This window comes from Streptomyces sp. NBC_00873, from assembly GCF_045207415.1.
Classification (GTDB): domain Bacteria; phylum Actinomycetota; class Actinomycetes; order Streptomycetales; family Streptomycetaceae; genus Streptomyces.
On record NZ_CP108803.1, the window covers coordinates 3,313,181 to 3,327,263 of the forward strand.

Sequence of the window (14,083 nt, forward strand, 5' to 3'; positions counted from 1 at the left end):
ACGCCCGCTCATTACCCATGGGTTACCCAGGCGGGACGGGGGTCAGACCGCCCCGGGCCAGGACCCTGGCAAGCGATTCGACCACCTCCGGCTGGTAGTCGTGGGCGGTGCCGAGCCGGAGCCGTTCCAAAGCGCCGAGCGGGCCGCTGAGACCTTCCCCGCACAGGTCGTCGTATGCGTTGACGGCACGGACGATCCGGGCGGGCAGCGGCTGCTCGCGGTACGGGTCGGCCTGCCGCTCCACCACGACGGCGATCTCGGAGTCCACGCCGGTCTGCCGGACCACGGCCCCGCCCAGCAGCGCGATCCTGCGCTGCTCCGCGGCGGGCAGCGGGGCGGTCGCCCCGTCGGGCACGGGGTCGACGAGGGAGAGCTGACCGATGTCGTGCATCAGGGCGGCGTGCTCCAGCACGGTGAGCTCGGCCCCGGAGAGCCCCAGCTCCCGGCCGACGGCCGTACAGAGGACCGCCACCCTGCGGGCATGCCCGTGGGGGGTGTAGCCGGCGATCTCGGTGGACCGGGCGAGCGAGGCGATGGTCTGCCGGTAGGTGGTGCGCACCGCGACGAACCTGCGGAACGACACCTGGGTCAGCAGCAGCGGTACGCAGAGCACGGGCAGCGCCCACAGCCCGGCGACGGCGACCCCGAGCGCCATCACCGCACCGGTCGCACAGACCGCCGAACCGATGCCGAGGAGGGCGCGCAGCTCGTCGCGGAGCAGCGGCCCGTACGGGATGGAGGTGCCGCCCCTGCTCCTGAAGCCGTGGGGGAAGGTGCCGGAGCGCAGCAGCAGGGCGCCGAGCACGGCGTCGCACAGGGCGGTGAGCCCGAGCAGGACGAGAAGGAAGAGCGCGAAGAACGGGCCGTCGCCGAACCAGTCGGCGGTCCGGCCGGAGTTGTAGAGCGGCTGGAAGCACACGGCGGCGAACGAGACGGTGACGATCCGCCGGGCGAGCTGGTCGGCGGTGGGCCCGCTGCCGCGCGCCACATGGGGCACGGCGGCGACAAGCTGCGCGGCGACGAGGACGGCGATGACCTGGAGGACCCCGTGGGTGGTGGGTTGCCCGCCACTGCGGCCGAGCAGGGCGTACGCGAGCGCGCCGGCGGCCCCGAGCGGCGCGGGCTCCCGCTCCCCGGGCAGCGCACCCCAGCGGGCGAGCTCGCCGACGGTGATGAGCGCCCCGAAGACAAGGGCATGCCCGGGTTCATGAACTCCGTGCCAGAGAGTGTGGGCCAGCCCCCCGAGGGCAAGCACAACGGCACCGCCACGGACGGCAGCGACGGCGCCGGTCACCGGGGACGTTCCGCGGCGGCGTCGAGCCCGTCCGCACCGTCGGGCCCGTCGGCACCATCAAGCCCGTCCGGCGGCCGGGGACGAGAAGCCTGCGGGACGAACCCGGCGCCCGCACCCGGCGACGGAACTGCCTCGTCCGCCGTCACCGCCACCGTCTCCGCAGCCCACCCGCACCGCTCCACCGCCCGCGCCAGCGCCCGCACCATTTGCGGATCGAACTGCGTCCCCGCACAGCGCTTCAGCTCCGCCACCGCCACCGGCACCGACCGTCCCCTGCGGTACGACCGCGTCGACGTCATCGCGTCGAAGGCGTCGGCCACCGCGACGACCCGTGCGAACTCGGGAATCTCCCGCCCGCTCAGCCCGTAGGGGTAGCCGCTGCCGTCGAGCCGCTCGTGGTGGTGCAGGATCGCCGCCCGCGCCTCGCCCAGGAAGCCGATGCCCCGGACGATCTCGTGGCCGTACTCCGGGTGCAGCTCGATCACGCGCCGTTCCTCCGGGGTGAGCGGCCCCTCCTTGCGCAGCACCCGGGTCGGCACGCCGAGCTTGCCGACGTCGTGCAGGATCCCGGCGAACCGGAGCACTTCGAGCCGGTCCTCCGCCATGCCCAGCTCCCTGGCGATCAGCACGGAGGCCTGCCCGACCCGCTCGCTGTGCCCCCGGGTGTATGTGTCCTTGATGTCGACGGCCTGCACCAGTGCCCGGATGGTGGCGCGGTGTGCTGCCTGCTGGCGGTGGTACTGGGAGAAGACCCAGCAGGAGATGTACATCGGCAGCAGGACGAAGAGCGCCGACAGCGGCCCGTACGAGCTGCGCCACAGCAGGGCCATCATCAGTCCGGCGAGCCCGTGCACCAGGTGCGGTCCGAGCGAGCTCGGCAGCAGCCCGCTCCAGGCGCGGCGGACGGGCAGCCGTTCGGCCGCGGCCCGGATCGAGCCGTCCAGGGCGGTCAGGACGAGGCTGAAGGCCAGCGCGGCGACGCAGGCGGGCAGGACGGCGTACGGAAAGTCGGGCAGCAGGCCGGGGCCGGACCCGCCGAGCGTGGCGCCGCCGCCGAGCAGGCCGTGGACGGTCGACGCCACCCAGACAGTGATCACCAGCTGGGCCGTGCGCCAGACGCGGCGGGCCGCCACGGGCGCGTTCTCCACCCGGCCTGCGAGTGAGCCGGGAATCGCGACCAGCGCCGCGGCGGCGGGCGGCAGCAGGAACGCCGCCGCGAGCAGCAGCGGAAAGAACGATCCGGCACTGATCGGCACGGAGCTGCCGAAGAACGGGCGGCGTCCGGGCAGTTCACAGGCCAGATAGAGCCCGGTGAGCAGGCCGACGGTGCCCCAGGGCACCCCCGTACCGCCGGGCGGCAGCGCGGGCCGCACACAGAGGACAGCGCAGACCGCGGCGGCCAGAATGACCGCGCGCGCCGCAGCCCCGGTGCCTCTCACCCGCCCTGCCCGCCCCCCCACTAGGTCGATGGAGGCGCCACGCTAGCGAGTTGGGCACTCGGTCGAGCATGGTTGAACCCGATTAGCACGTTCGGGTGAAGTGCACGCGTTGGCGGTGGTACGGGTGAGGGCGTGCCGCGACAGTCGCGGCACGCCCTCAGCGTGCAGAAAAAGGCCCCCGCCTTCAGGGGGGCCGCCGGTCACTCCGTGGCGGCGCTCGGCAGGTCGGCCACCACGTCCTGGTCCGGCACGGTCTGCCCGGAGCGGATCAGATCGATCCGGCCCATCACCTTGGAGCGCAGGTCGGCCGGCACGTCGTCGTGACCGCAGCAGCGCTTGACCAGCTTCTTCACCGCCTGCTCCAGCCCGTACTTCTCCAGGCACGGGGAGCACTCCTCGAAGTGCACCTCGAACTTGCTGCAGTCGCTGTCGGGCATCTCGTGGTCGAGAAACTCGTAGAGATGATCGAGGACCTCTGAGCAGTCTGTCTCGTGCGGCTCTCCGCAGCTCATGAGCCCGAGCCTTTCCGATCGTCCGACTCTCCGGCACCGGCGGGGACGAGCCCGCGTTCACGGGCGTAGTCCTCCAGCATGCCGCGCAGTTGGCGGCGGCCCCGGTGCAGTCGGGACATCACCGTACCGATGGGAGTCCCCATGATGTCCGCGATCTCCTTGTAGGCAAAGCCCTCTACATCGGCGAGGTATACCGCGATGCGGAACTCTTCGGGGATCGCCTGCAGCGCGGACTTCACGTCCGAGTCCGGCAGGTGATCGAGCGCCTGCGACTCGGCGGAGCGCAGACCTGTGGACATGTGCGACTCGGCGCGCGCCAGCTGCCAGTCCTCGATCTCCTCGGCGGCACTGCGCTGGGGTTCGCGCTGCTTCTTGCGGTACGAGTTGATGAACGTATTGGTGAGGATGCGGTACATCCACGCCTTGAGGTTCGTCCCCTCGCGGAACTGGTGGAAGGAGCCGTACGCCTTCGCATACGTCTCCTGAACCAGGTCCTCGGCGTCTGCGGGATTGCGCGTCATGCGCAGCGCGGCCGAGTACATCTGGTCGAGGAAACCGAGGGCGTCCCGCTCGAAGCGCGCATTGCGCTCGGCGGTCGTCTCCTCCGCGCGGCCGTCGTCGGTCCCTGTGTCGGTACCGGTGACCGGACCCACCTCCTCCAACGCTGTGGCGGTTCCGAGACCGGACCCGCTCGAATCGGAGAATAGTCGACCTTGCTTCGACGCGGGCTGTCGTTCCGATCCGCTCCGTGCCCCCCCGGGGGGTGTCTTCGCCGCGTGCAGCACCGTCCACTCCAGGTCAGCGGCGTTCGAGCGGCGCGGGCAGATGGTCGAACCCATGCGACGGACTCCCTCTCCACGTACGACGTTGATGTACCGATGTCCCGAACAACAGTGGTCCCCGACGCAACATTCCCGGGGTGCGCCGGGTCGTCCGCGGGGTGTGATCCGATCCACTGGGGATGTGCGGGCCTGCGTTACGGGAGTCGGTCCAGCCATTCCGTCACGGCGGCGGTGAGGAGTTCCATCGCCCGGCCCTCGGTCAGTCCGGACTTCTTCGGTACGGCGAAGCCGTGGTCCCCGTACGGCACCTCGGCGATCTCGTACTCCCCCGGGGGGAATTCGGCCGGCCGCCCGAACGGGTCGTGGCCGCCCTGCACGACGAGTGTGGGCACGCCCGCGCCGAGCAGTTCGTCCTTGCGGGACTTCTCCGGTCTGCCCGGCGGGTGCAGCGGGAAGCTGAGCGCGAGGACGGCGTGCGCGCCGAGCTCGGCCGCCGTGCGGCAGGCCACCCGCGCGCCTGCGCTGCGTCCGCCGGCGACGACGGGCAGCCCGGGTGCGGTGAGAGCAGGCCACAGATCGCGCCAGCCGGTGTCCAGGGTCTTCGGGGCGGGCGCGAGCTTCTTCCCGGCGACCCGCCACGGTTGCTCCACCAGCGCGACGGTCACACCGCGTGCGGGCAGTGCGGCGGCCAGCGCCTGGAGGTCGCGGGCCTCGATGCCGCCGCCGGCGCCGTGGCTGACGGCGAGCACCAGACGGGGTCTGCGCGCGGGCAACCAGGTGATCCGGGCGGGCCCGGTGGCGGTGTCGACCGTCTCGGCCCTCGGGGCTGTCTCTCTACGACTCACAACACTCATCCTGCCCGGTCAGAAGAGCGTGCCGACCTCCGGCGCGGTCAGTTCCTCCAGGAGCTCGGGCCCGTTGTTGCGGACGTTGCTGACCGCCGTGGCCACCGGGTACGCCCGCATCAGTCCGCCGGGCGGCGGTGCCAGCAGCGCCCGCAGCTCCTCGATGTCGGTGCGCGAGGGGTCCAGCCAGGCGTCCCAGCGGTCCGGGGTCAGCATCAGCGGCATCCGGGGGTGGATGTCGGCGAGTGCGCCCGGGCCCTCGGCGGGGGCGACGGCGAGCGGGGTGGTCTCCGCCTCGGTGGTGATCACGGAGCAGGTCACCCACCAGGCCTGCGGGTGGTCGTCCGGCAGCGTCCGGTCACGCCAGAACTCGTACAGTCCGGCCATCGCGAAGACCGATCCGTCGGCGGGCGTCACGAAGTACGGCTGCTTCCGCGGCCGCTTCTTCCTCCCCTTCTCCTCCAGCTGCCGCTCGTCGGTGCCGGTGACCCACTCGTAGTAGCCGTCGGCGGGCAGGATGCAGCGGCGCGAGACGAAGGGGCGGCGGAAGGACGGCTTCTCGTGGACGGTCTCCGCTCGGGCGTTGATCATCCGGGCTCCGCCCTCGGGCGACTTGGCCCACGAGGGGACGAGTCCCCACTTCAGGGCGCGCAGCTGGCGAACCGGGCGTTGATCATCCGCGTCTTTCACGGGACGTTCCAGTACGGCGTAGACCTCTTTGGTCGGCGCCACGTTGTAGTCGGGCTCCAGTGTCTCCGCCGGTTCCCATTTCTCGACGCCGAAGAGTCCGGTCAGATCCTCGGGCCGCCGACTCGCTGCATACCGTCCGCACATAAGTGCCAGACTGCCACGACCCACCGACACGACCGCAAGGAGCCGCCCGCACATGGACAGCGCCGCACTGGGCAACCTGTGGGATCGCGTCTTCGGTACCCAGCCCGCACCCGAGCAGTGGCTGGTGGTCGTGACGGCCACGGTCGCGCTCATCGCCGTCGTACCGAATATCCTGTGGCGCCTCTCGCGCAACGCGATCACCATCGCCCACGAGGGCGGGCACGGGCTGATCGCCCTGGTCAGCGGGCGCAGACTGGAAGGCATCCGGCTGCACTCGGACACCAGCGGGCTGACCGTCAGCCGCGGCAGGCCCACCGGCACAGGCATGATCCTCACCGCGGCGGCGGGCTACACCGCGCCGCCGCTGCTGGGACTCGGCGGCGCCTGGCTGCTCACCGACGGCCGGATCACGCTGCTGCTGTGGGTGTCGACCGCGCTGCTCGCGGTGATGCTGGTGATGATCCGCAATCTGTACGGGGCGCTCGCGGTGATCTTCACCGGCACGGCGTTCCTGCTGGTGTCCTGGCTGGCTTCACCCGCGGTGCAGTCGCTGTTCGGGTACACCGTGGTCTGGTTCCTGCTCCTCGGGGGTGTGCGTCCGGCGTTCGAGCTGCAGTCGAAGCGACGGCGCGGCGGGGCGCCGGACTCGGACGCGGACCAGCTGTCCCGGCTCACGGATGTGCCGGCCGTGCTGTGGCTGGGCTTTTTCCATGCGGTGTCGATCTGCTCACTGATCGGCGGCGGCCGCTGGATGCTCGGCCGGTGAGGGACAACAGCCTGCGGCAACGCCTACCACGCTTCTCTTACGCCCCGGTTTCAGCCTGTTTGATCAAGATCCGGGTTTGCGGCGAGCCACTAAAGTGAGGTCCATGACCGAAAGTTCCGTGCACCCCGCCCTCTGGCCCGCCCCCCATGCGAGCGGGGCCGTCGACGCGACCGTCACCGTGCCCGGATCGAAATCGGTCACCAACCGGGCGCTGGTCCTGGCCGCCCTCGCCGCCGAGCCGGGCTGGCTGCGCCGCCCGCTGCGCTCCCGCGACACCTTGCTGATGGCGCAGGCGCTGCGTGCCATGGGCGTCGGCATCGAGGAGGGCGTCGGCCCGGACGGCTCCGGCGAGGCCTGGCGGGTCATTCCGGCCGGGCTGCACGGCCCCACCACGGTCGACGTCGGCAACGCCGGAACGGTGATGCGTTTCCTGCCGCCGGTCGCGGCCCTCGCCGACGGTCCGATCCGCTTCGACGGCGACCCGCGTGCGTACGAGCGGCCGCTGACCGGCGTGATCGACGCGCTGCGGGTGCTCGGCGCCCGGATCGACGACGACGGGCGCGGTTCGCTGCCGATGACCGTGCACGGCGGCGGGGCGCTGGACGGCGGCCCGGTGGCGATCGACGCCTCCTCGTCGTCCCAGTTCGTCTCGGCGCTGCTGCTGTCGGCACCGCGTTTCAACCAGGGCGTGGAGGTACGCCACACCGGTTCCCGGCTGCCTTCGATGCCGCACATCCGGATGACGGTCGACATGCTGCGGGCCGTCGGCGCCCAGGTCGACGAGCCGGAGACGGGCGGCGAGCCGAATGTCTGGCGGGTGTCCCCGTCGGCACTGCTCGGCCGCGACCTGACGGTCGAGCCGGATCTCTCCAACGCCCAGCCCTTCCTCGCGGCGGCGCTGGTCACCGGTGGCCGGGTGACGATCCCGGACTGGCCGGAGCACACCACCCAGCCGGGTGACACGCTGCGCGAGATCTTCACCACGATGGGCGGCAGCTGTGAACTGACCGAACGCGGTCTGACGTTCACCGGATCGGGGCGTATCCACGGCATCGACGTGGACCTCGGCGAGGTCGGCGAACTGACCCCCGGCATCGCTGCGGTCGCGGCCCTCGCCGACTCCCCCTCCACACTGAGCGGTGTCGCACATCTGCGGCTGCACGAGACGGACCGGCTGGCCGCGCTCACCAAGGAGATCAACGAGCTCGGCGGCAACGTCACCGAGACCGCCGACGGGCTGCACATCGAGCCGCGCCCGCTGCACGGCGGTACCTTCCATACGTACGACGACCACCGGATGGCAACCGCTGGGTCGATCATCGGCCTTGCCGTCCCCGGAGTGGAGATCGAGAACGTGGCGACAACCGCCAAGACCCTGCCGGACTTCCCGCAGATGTGGACCCGAATGCTCGGGGCCTGAATCATGCGTCGCTACGGCAAGAACCCCGACGAGGACGACATCCGGTTCCGCCCCAACCCGAAGGGCAACCGGCCTCGTACACATACCCGCCCCAAGCACGAGGACGCCGAGGAAGGCATGGTCCTCACCGTGGACCGCGGCCGCCTGACATGCCTCGTCGACGGCCGTACGGTCATGGCGATGAAGGCCCGGGAACTGGGCCGGAAGGCCGCGGTGGTCGGCGACACCGTCTCGATCGTCGGCGATCTGTCCGGCGACAAGGACACCCTCGCGCGCATCGTCCGGATCGGTGAGCGCCGCTCGGTGCTGCGGCGGACGGCGGACGACGACGATCCGTACGAGCGGGTGGTCGTCGCCAACGCCGACCAGCTGGCGATCGTCACCGCGCTGGCGGATCCGGAGCCCCGCCCGCGGATGATCGACCGCTGTCTGGTGGCGGCGTACGACGGCGGACTCTCCCCGCTCCTGGTCCTGACCAAGTCCGACCTCGCATCGCCGGACAAGCTCCTGGAGGCGTACACCCCCCTGGGGGTCCCGTACATCGTCACCAACCGCGAGGAGCTGGAGAACGGCGACGCGGCGGAACGGGTGCGCGAGCAGCTGAACGACCGGGTGACCGCCTTTGTCGGGCATTCCGGCGTCGGGAAGACCACCCTGGTCAACGCCCTCGTGCCGAAGGACCGGCGGCGTACGACGGGCGTCGTCAACGCGGTCACGGGCCGCGGCCGTCACACCACCACCTCGGCGCTCGCGCTGCCACTGCCGGACGGGCGCGGCTGGGTGGTCGACACCCCCGGGGTGCGCTCCTTCGGGCTGAACCACATCGACCCCTCACGGGTCATCCACGCGTTCCCCGACCTGGAACCGGGCACCGAGGGCTGTCCCCGCGGTTGCACCCATGACGCCACCCAACCGGAATGCGCGCTGGGCGCCTGGGTCGCCTCCGGGCACGCCGATCCGGCACGGCTGGACTCCCTGCACCGGCTGCTGGCCACCCGGGAGCGCCGCGAAGGCGACTGATCCGGGTACGTTTGCGACCTGCTGCTGACGGTAAGTGCATAATCGCGCTCAGCGGGACGGAGCAGTCACCGACGTGGGAGGGCACTGACGATGGCGTGGCTGCTGGTCGTGGTCGCAGGACTTCTGGAGACCGGCTTCGCCGTCTGTCTGAAGCTGTCCCACGGCTTCACCCGGCTCTGGCCGACCATCGCGTTCTGCGTCTTCGCGCTCGGCAGCTTCGGTCTGCTGACGCTCTCCTTGAAGAAGCTCGACGTGGGGCCCGCCTACGCCGTCTGGACGGGCATCGGTGCAGCGGGCACCGCGATCTACGGCATGGTCTTCCTGGACGATGTGGTCTCCACCCTCAAGCTGGTGTCGATCTCGCTGGTGATCCTGGGTGTGATCGGACTGCAGCTGTCGGGCTCGTCCCACTGACAGTGACAGGCGGCACTGTGCCCGGCCGCATCCACGGCCGGCACCTCGCGCACGCGGCGCTCGCGCTCCGGGGCGCCGGTGGCCCGCCCGTCACGCCGCGGGCCACCGCTCCACCACCTCGCGCACCAGCGGCGCCGCGTCCGTGGGGAGGGCGGACGCGGCGACCGCGTACGAGAGCGCGAGGCGCATCGCGACCTCGCAGGTCGTGGCCAGTGCTGCTGAGTCGCGCGGCGGGCGCCCCTCGTCCAGCGCGGCCACCGCGCGGTCGCACACCAGACCGAGGAGTTCGACGGGGGTCGGCGGTCCGGCATCGGCCCGCCGCTGCGCCGGTACGGACGAACCGGCCGGCGCCGTCAGGCGTACGGGACGGGGTAATCGCTCGCTCCAGCAACCCGTGAGCAACGCCCTGACCAGGGCGTTCGTACGGGCCGCCCGCACCGTCCAGAGGGCGGTCGCGGCCACCCTGTCCCCCGTGCCGCCGGGCGATCCCAGCGCCCGTTCGACACCTGCGAGATAGCCGTCGGCAGCGTGCCGGACCAGGGCCCGGGCCAGGCCGTCCTTGCTGCCGAACTCGTTGTAGAGGGTCTGCCGGGAGACTCCGGCGGCGGACGCGACATCGACCATCCGCACGGTCGGCCAGGGCCGGATGGTGAGCGCCGAGAGGGCGGCGTCCAGCAATGCTTCGCGCGCTGTGGGCATCGTCGCCTCCCACGCCAGGGACTCTGCGGTTCAGAGTTGACGCGCCACTGGGCACTGTCAAGACTTCGAGCAGCCTCCGGGGCCGTGTGGCCCTGTTCACCTGCGGTCGATACTGTGACGACATGCCCGATTACCACGATGATCTGCGCCTCGCCCACGTGCTGGCGGACGCCGCCGACGCGGCGACGATGGACCGGTTCAAGGCTCTGGACCTCAAGGTCGAGACCAAGCCGGACATGACACCGGTGAGCGAGGCCGACAAGGCCGCCGAGGAACTGATCCGCGGCCACCTCCATCGGGCACGTCCGCGCGATGCGATCCTCGGCGAGGAGTACGGGATCGAGGGCACCGGTCCGCGCCGCTGGGTCATCGACCCGATCGACGGCACCAAGAACTACGTCCGCGGTGTCCCGGTCTGGGCGACCCTGATCTCGCTGATGGAGGCGGGCGGAGGGGGCACCTCCCGCTCGAGCGGAGCCGAGAGTGGGGGAGGGTTCCAGCCGGTGGTCGGTGTCGTGTCGGCGCCCGCGCTGGGCCGCCGCTGGTGGGCGGCGAAGGGCGCGGGGGCGTACTCCGGCCGCAGCCTCACCTCCGCGACCCGGCTGCACGTCTCGAAGGTCGAGCGGATCGCGGACGCCTCGTTCGCGTACGCCTCGATGACCGGCTGGGAGGAGCAGGGCCGGCTCGACGGCTTCATGGACCTGACGCGGGCCTGCTGGCGTACGCGTGGGTACGGCGACTTCTGGCCGTACATGATGGTCGCCGAGGGTTCCGTCGACATCTGCGCGGAGCCGGAGCTCTCGCTCTGGGACATGGCGGCGAACGCGATCATCGTCCAGGAGGCGGGGGGCCGGTTCACCAGCCTGGACGGAGTCTCCGGTCCGGGCGGCGGAAACGCGGCGGCCTCGAACAGCCTGCTCCACCACGAGCTGCTGGGGTATCTCAACCAGCGCTACTGATCCCGGGCCGTCACGAGCCGTGCGGACTCCGAGGGGCGTGTGGTGCACTTCCGCGCGCCCCTCGAATGATCTCCACGCACCCCTTGTTGGACTCCCCCCAAGGATGCAACGCTGAGAGTCCCCCCACTTGTGAACTTGTGAATCGGCTCACGCAGTCGCTTCACGAAGGAGGTGGCTCCCTTCATGCTCGTCCGTGACGCCATGAGCACGATGGTCCTCACTATCGGCCCCACCCATACGCTCCGCCAGGCGGCCCAACTGATGTCGGCACGCCGCATCGGGGCAGCAGTCGTCCTCGACCGGGACACCAGCGGGATCGGCATCCTCACCGAACGCGACATCCTGAACGCGGTCGGCTCCGGCCAGAACCCCGATACCGAGACCGCGTCCACCCACACCACCAACGATGTGGTCTTCGCCGCGCCCAGCTGGACCCTGGAAGAGGCCGCGGAGGCCATGACGCACGGCGGATTCCGCCATCTGATCGTGCTGGACGACCACGGGCCCGTCGGCATCGTCTCGGTCCGCGACATCATCCGTTGCTGGGCACCGGCCCGGCGCCATCCGGTGGAGCTTGTCGGCTGAGCACCCCCCGTACGTACGGCCGATGGGCCTGTCCCCCTCGGTGAAGAGGGACAGGCCCATCGTCGGCCGGAGAGCCGGTACGCGGCGGATACGCTCCAGTGCCGGGAGGGGCACTAGGCGCGCAGGGCCTGGACCGCCGCCTCGAGTCGCTTGCCGAAGTCGCCGTCGGCCTGACGGAAGTTGTTGATCGCGCGCTCGGCGATGTCGTCGCGCGAGACCTTGGCGATGAACCCGGCGAGGTTGTCGATCAGGCGCGCCTTCTCGTCCTCGGAGTAGAGCCGGTAGAGGTTTCCGGCCTGCACGAAGTCGTTGTCCTCGGCGTGGCTCGGGGCCTCGTGCGTACCGATCTCACCGGTGACCGTGGTGGGCTCCCACAGCGGACGGTCGGTCTGGACCGGACCGCCGAAGCTGTTGGGCTCGTAGTTCTTCGCACCCTTGTGGCGGCCGTCGTACAGGTAGCCGTCCCGGCTGTTCGTCCGCGCCTCGGTGGCGTGCGGACGGTTCACCGGCAGGTGGTCGGCGTTGATGCCGACGCGGTACCGGTGGGCGTCGCCGTACGCGAAGAGGCGGCCCTGGAGCATCTTGTCCGGGGACGGGCCGATGCCAGGAACGAAGTGCGCGGGGCTGAAGATCGACTGCTCGGTCTCCGCAAAGATGTTCTCCGGGTTGCGGTTGAGCTCCAGCTTTCCGATCTCGATCGGCGGGTAGTCCGCGTGCGGCCACACCTTGGTGAGGTCGAACGGGTTGAAGCGGTAGGTGGCCGCCTCCGACGCGGGCATGATCTGGACCTGCACGGTCCAGGACGGGAAGTCGCCGCGCTCGATCGCCTCGCGGAGATCGCGCTGGTGGCTGTCCGGGTCCTCGCCGGCGAGCTTGTTCGCCTCGGCCTGGGTGAGGTTCTTGATGCCCTGATCGGTCTTGAAGTGGTACTTGACCCAGAACACCTCGCCGGCCTCGTTGTTCCACTGATAGGTGTGCGAGCCGTACCCGTTCATGTGACGCAGCGTGGCCGGGATGCCGCGGTCACCGAAGAGCCAGGTCACCTGATGGGTGGACTCGGGCGACAGACCCCAGAAGTCCCAGACGTTGTCCGCCTCCTGCGAGCCGGTGTACGGGTCGCGCTTCTGGGTGTGGATGAAGTCCGGGAACTTGATGGCGTCCTTGATGAAGAACACCGGGGTGTTGTTGCCGACGAGGTCGTAGTTGCCCTCTTCGCTGTAGAACTTCAACGCGAAGCCGCGGGGGTCACGCACCGCGTCGGCGGAGCCGAGGTTGCCCGCGACGGTGGAGAAACGCAGGAACGTCTCGGTCTGCTTGCCGACCTCGGAGAGGAACTTCGCCCGCGTCCACTGCGAGACGTCGCGGGTCACCGTGAACGTGCCATACGCACCGGCGCCGCGGGCGTGCACGATGCGCTCCGGAATGCGCTCGCGGTTGAAATGCGCGAGCTTCTCCAGCAGCGACTGGTCCTGCACCAGGACCGGACCGCCGACGCCCGCGGTCTGACTGTTCTGGTTGTCGGCGACCGGCGCGCCGGCCTCCGTGGTGAGCGGTCCCTGCGTCACGTGCGCCTCCTGCGTCGTTCCTGCACATCCGTCATGTCCTGATGTCCGCACAGCCTGTCCCTTGGCGTATGCCGGTCCCGATCCTACAATGGACTCAGTCCAAGTCAAGTGAATATCTAAAGTAACACCCGTTCGGGACCAGGGTCCCCTCACTGTTAGGCTTGTTTCCATGAGTGACCTGTTGGAACGGCTCCGCGGACGCGGCTGGCGCATGACTGCGCAGCGGCGTGTCGTGGCCGAAGTCCTCGACGGGGACCATGTGCACCTGACGGCCGACGAGGTCCACGCCCGGGCCGTCGCCAAGCTGCCGGAGATCTCCCGTGCCACCGTCTACAACACGCTCGGCGAGATGGTGACCCTCGGTGAAGTCATCGAGGTCTCCACCGATCGCCGCGCGAAGCGATACGACCCGAACGCGCACCGCCCCCACCACCACCTGGTCTGCGCCCGGTGCGGCGCCATCCGTGACGTGCACCCGGCGGGCGATCCGCTGGCGGACCTGCCGGCCGACGAGCGCTTCGGCTTCACGGTCTCCGACGTCGAGGTGACGTACCGCGGCATCTGCCCGAACTGCGCGGCAACGGCCTGAGACGCCGCGAAAGACCCGGTGCGGGCGACGGCGGTTTCCGGTGCCGTGACCGACTCCAAGCCGTCGACCGGGCGATGTGCGGGGAGGCGGTGGGCCACACGCTCTGAGGCGATGGCCTCGGACATGAACAGAGGGCCGGATCCCTGTAAAAGGATCCGGCCCTCTGCCTTCAGTAGCGGGGACAGGATTTGAACCTGCGACCTCTGGGTTATGAGCCCAGCGAGCTACCGAGCTGCTCCACCCCGCGTCGGTGAACACAACATTACGTGACGCCCCCGACCAGCGCAAATCCGTTTCTGCGGGGGTGGGGCGGCGGCCCGCGGAGACTCGGCGTACCGGCCCGCACAGGGGGCCGGGGGC

General features: G+C 70.4%; 15 protein-coding genes and 1 tRNA gene. 7 read left to right on the forward strand and 9 right to left on the reverse strand.

Annotated elements, in window-relative coordinates; all coding sequences use genetic code 11:
• Window positions 1-22: 22 nt before the first annotated feature.
• The 6 genes from OH809_RS14805 to OH809_RS14830 all read right to left on the reverse strand — a co-directional run bounded on the left by OH809_RS14805 (window position 23) and on the right by OH809_RS14830 (window position 5,706).
• A complete protein-coding gene (locus tag OH809_RS14805; protein WP_406515205.1) occupies window positions 23-1,294 on the reverse strand; it encodes an HD-GYP domain-containing protein in 1,272 nt (423 codons plus the stop codon).
• On the reverse strand, window positions 1,291-2,733 hold the full coding sequence (locus OH809_RS14810) for an HD-GYP domain-containing protein (RefSeq protein WP_406421948.1): 1,443 nt from the start codon (window positions 2,731-2,733) through the stop codon (window positions 1,291-1,293). The genes OH809_RS14805 and OH809_RS14810 overlap by 4 nt, the downstream gene beginning before the upstream one ends.
• Window positions 2,734-2,933: 200 nt before the next feature.
• Window positions 2,934-3,245 carry a mycothiol system anti-sigma-R factor gene (gene rsrA, locus OH809_RS14815; RefSeq protein ID WP_406421947.1) on the reverse strand — a complete coding sequence of 104 codons (312 nt, stop codon included), beginning with the start codon at window positions 3,243-3,245 and terminating at the stop codon, window positions 2,934-2,936.
• A complete protein-coding gene (locus tag OH809_RS14820) occupies window positions 3,242-3,898 on the reverse strand; it encodes a sigma-70 family RNA polymerase sigma factor (protein ID WP_266990480.1) in 657 nt (218 codons plus the stop codon). Before OH809_RS14820 ends, rsrA begins: the two co-directional genes overlap by 4 nt.
• A gap of 323 nt (window positions 3,899-4,221) precedes the next feature.
• Complete coding sequence (locus OH809_RS14825; RefSeq protein ID WP_406515206.1) at window positions 4,222-4,872, reverse strand: alpha/beta family hydrolase; 651 nt, start codon at window positions 4,870-4,872, stop codon at window positions 4,222-4,224.
• A gap of 18 nt (window positions 4,873-4,890) precedes the next feature.
• Window positions 4,891-5,706, reverse strand: a complete 816-nt coding sequence (locus OH809_RS14830; protein WP_406515207.1) for an SOS response-associated peptidase — start codon at window positions 5,704-5,706, stop codon at window positions 4,891-4,893.
• 52 nt (window positions 5,707-5,758) lie between these two features.
• On the opposite strand from OH809_RS14830, the gene OH809_RS14835 reads away from it, so the two are divergent.
• The 4 genes from OH809_RS14835 (at window position 5,759) to OH809_RS14850 (ending at window position 9,326) form a co-directional block, all read left to right on the forward strand.
• On the forward strand, window positions 5,759-6,472 hold the full coding sequence (locus OH809_RS14835) for a M50 family metallopeptidase (RefSeq protein ID WP_406421944.1): 714 nt from the start codon (window positions 5,759-5,761) through the stop codon (window positions 6,470-6,472).
• 103 nt (window positions 6,473-6,575) lie between these two features.
• Window positions 6,576-7,892, forward strand: a complete 1,317-nt coding sequence (gene aroA / locus OH809_RS14840; RefSeq protein ID WP_406421943.1) for a 3-phosphoshikimate 1-carboxyvinyltransferase — start codon at window positions 6,576-6,578, stop codon at window positions 7,890-7,892.
• A gap of 3 nt (window positions 7,893-7,895) precedes the next feature.
• Window positions 7,896-8,912: a ribosome small subunit-dependent GTPase A gene (gene rsgA / locus OH809_RS14845; protein WP_406421942.1), complete on the forward strand. Its 1,017-nt coding sequence runs from the start codon at window positions 7,896-7,898 to the stop codon at window positions 8,910-8,912.
• A gap of 90 nt (window positions 8,913-9,002) precedes the next feature.
• Entirely contained in the window at window positions 9,003-9,326 is a 324-nt protein-coding gene (locus OH809_RS14850) for a multidrug efflux SMR transporter (RefSeq protein ID WP_259928749.1), read from the forward strand.
• A gap of 90 nt (window positions 9,327-9,416) precedes the next feature.
• Here OH809_RS14850 and OH809_RS14855 read toward each other — a convergent pair whose 3' ends face one another.
• Window positions 9,417-10,025, reverse strand: a complete 609-nt coding sequence (locus OH809_RS14855) for a TetR/AcrR family transcriptional regulator (RefSeq protein WP_406421941.1) — start codon at window positions 10,023-10,025, stop codon at window positions 9,417-9,419.
• Between the two features lie 122 nt (window positions 10,026-10,147).
• Between OH809_RS14855 and hisN the strand changes: the two genes are divergently transcribed.
• Together hisN and OH809_RS14865 are read left to right on the forward strand one after the other, a co-directional pair.
• Complete coding sequence (gene hisN, locus OH809_RS14860) at window positions 10,148-10,984, forward strand: histidinol-phosphatase (protein WP_406421940.1); 837 nt, start codon at window positions 10,148-10,150, stop codon at window positions 10,982-10,984.
• 183 nt (window positions 10,985-11,167) lie between these two features.
• Window positions 11,168-11,569 (forward strand): cyclic nucleotide-binding/CBS domain-containing protein, encoded by a 402-nt coding sequence (locus OH809_RS14865; RefSeq protein ID WP_406421939.1) that lies wholly within the window; start codon window positions 11,168-11,170, stop codon window positions 11,567-11,569.
• A gap of 113 nt (window positions 11,570-11,682) precedes the next feature.
• Here OH809_RS14865 and OH809_RS14870 read toward each other — a convergent pair whose 3' ends face one another.
• Window positions 11,683-13,134 carry a catalase gene (locus OH809_RS14870; RefSeq protein WP_406515208.1) on the reverse strand — a complete coding sequence of 484 codons (1,452 nt, stop codon included), beginning with the start codon at window positions 13,132-13,134 and terminating at the stop codon, window positions 11,683-11,685.
• Between the two features lie 169 nt (window positions 13,135-13,303).
• On the opposite strand from OH809_RS14870, the gene OH809_RS14875 reads away from it, so the two are divergent.
• Entirely contained in the window at window positions 13,304-13,723 is a 420-nt protein-coding gene (locus OH809_RS14875; RefSeq protein ID WP_266981714.1) for a Fur family transcriptional regulator, read from the forward strand.
• A gap of 173 nt (window positions 13,724-13,896) precedes the next feature.
• Here OH809_RS14875 and OH809_RS14880 read toward each other — a convergent pair.
• Window positions 13,897-13,970, reverse strand: a tRNA-Met gene (locus OH809_RS14880).
• Between the last annotated feature and the right edge of the window lie 113 nt (window positions 13,971-14,083).